Here is a 1,648-nt window from a genome sequence, read left to right on the forward strand (position 1 = left end):
ATGACCGGGAGCGCCTCGATGCGGCTGCATGCTCAACGCTGGACTGTTCTGCCCGCGCCCCGCCATCTGGCCCGCGCCCTGCTCTTCCCCGCCCTGGCGCTGGCCGCCAGCGGCCTCGCCCAGAACCTGCCGCCGCGCAGCCAGTGGCAGGCCAGCAGTTCTTCGCAGCAGGTGCCGGCGATGGCAGTGAGCCACCTGATCGACGGCGACCCGAAGACGGTCACCGGCGGCGCCTTCAGCCCGGGCCACTGGTTCCAGGTGGATCTGGGCGCCCCCGCCCAGCTGGGCGGCGCGCGGATCACCTGGGATGTCTCCAACCCGGAGGGCTACACGCTGCAGACCTCACTGGACGGCACGCAGTGGCAGCCCGCCTACACCATGCGCGATTCATTGGGCGGGATCGAAACGCTGTTCTTCGCGCCCCGCCAGGCCCGTTACCTGCGCCTGGCCAGCCCGGACAAAACCTCCGACTGGGGCGTCTCGATCTTCGAGCTGGAGCCGCTGGATACCACGGCGGCGGCACGCGTGGTCGGGCTCGATCCGGGCCAGGCGGCGTCGCTCTGGCAGGGCGGCGCCAGCGTTGCCATGCCCGCACACGCCAGCGGCGAATCGCAGCTGGAGATCACCCTGCCGCGCCCCCAGCCCACCACCGGCCTGGCCATCGACTGGGCCGGCGGCCACGGCGCCGCCCGCCTGCAGGCCCAGGACGCCAACGGCCGCTGGCTCGACCTGGCCGTTGACCCGCAGGCCGGCAGCCGTACCCAGAGCTGGTTGGCCGGCAACGCACCGGTGACCGCGAAGGCACTGCGCCTGACCGTGGCCGGCAATGCCCCGCGGATCGCGCGGCTGCGCCTGCTCGGCCCGGCCGCGGTGATGACCCCGATGAAGCGCTACCAGGTCGCCGCCAGCGGCGCACAACGCGCCTTGTTCCCGGCGTCCCTGCACCTGCAGCAGACCTACTGGACCGCCGTGGGCGTGCACGCCGGCCGGCAGAAATCGATCTTCGACGAGTACGGCAACCTTGAAGCGTTCAAGGGCGCACCGCTGGTCCAACCGATCTGGCGCAACGCCGATGGCACCGCGGCCGGCGCCGCCGCAGCGCAGGTAAAACACGCACTGCGCGATGGCTGGAAACCGATGCCGTCGGCCACCTGGTCGCCGCAACCCGGGCTGGAACTGCAGAGCGAAACCTTTGCCATCGAGCGCGACGGCCAACCGGTCACGTTCGTGCGCCACCGGCTGCGCAATACCGGCAGCACGCCGGTGGCGGGCACGCTGACGCTGGCGGTACGCCCGATGCAGATGAATCCGCCGTGGCAGAACGGCGGCCTGTCGCCGATCCGCAAGGTGGCCATCGAGGGCCAGGCGGTGCGCATCAACGGGCGACCGCTGCTGCAGTCGCTGACCCCGGTCGATGCCGCCGGTGCGGCCCCGTTCGGCCCCGAAGGCAGCAGCGAGATCACCACGGCCATCGCCAGCGGCACGCTTCCGGCCGCCCAGCACGCCGACGATGCCGATGGCCTGGCTGCCGCCGCGCTCGCCTATCGCGTGCACCTTGCGCCTGGCGCGAGCCGCTCCGTGGTGCTGGCGTTCCCGCTGGGCACTGCGGCCACCGCCGCCGACGGCAGCCTGCCCGATGCACCCGCAC

The 1,648-nt window shown here is 72.3% G+C and carries 1 protein-coding gene; it reads left to right on the forward strand.

The window, feature by feature from the left end; translation table 11 throughout:
- Nucleotides 1–18 precede the first annotated feature (18 nt).
- On the forward strand, nucleotides 19–1,648 hold a 1,630-nt coding region (locus DBR34_RS05290), incomplete at its 3' end, for a discoidin domain-containing protein (protein ID WP_146186771.1).

The sequence above is a fragment of the Stenotrophomonas sp. HMWF003 genome, assembly GCF_003061285.1.
GTDB lineage: Bacteria > Pseudomonadota > Gammaproteobacteria > Xanthomonadales > Xanthomonadaceae > Stenotrophomonas > Stenotrophomonas maltophilia_AP.